This window comes from Roseovarius salis (assembly GCF_044472985.1).
Lineage (GTDB): Bacteria > Pseudomonadota > Alphaproteobacteria > Rhodobacterales > Rhodobacteraceae > Roseovarius > Roseovarius salis.
Genome location: NZ_JBISDG010000119.1, coordinates 1 through 279, shown reverse-complemented (window position 1 = coordinate 279; position 279 = coordinate 1). Strand labels below are relative to the sequence as shown.

Genomic DNA, 279 nt, shown 5'->3' with positions numbered 1-279 from the left:
AAATTACCGTATGGCGCGAAAACGGCGTGCACAACCTGGTATTTGCCGGTGGCGACGTGGTCGAACCACTGAAATCCCGCCCTATCGCGCGCGATGAAAAACGCAGCGGTACGCGCGTCACCGCCTGGCCGGATGCCAAATACTTCGACTCTTCCGTCATCCCGCAAGCCGTACTGCAACGCCTGCTGCGCTCCAAGGCTGTGCTGCTGCCGGGCGTCAAAGTCACACTGGTCAATGCCAAGAACGGCGAAACGCAAACCTGGCAATACGACCAGGGTC

General features: G+C 59.5%; 1 pseudogene. It reads left to right on the top strand.

The window, feature by feature from the left end:
- Positions 1-279, top strand: a pseudogene (locus tag ACH13J_RS18445) (hypothetical protein); the annotation flags it as partial.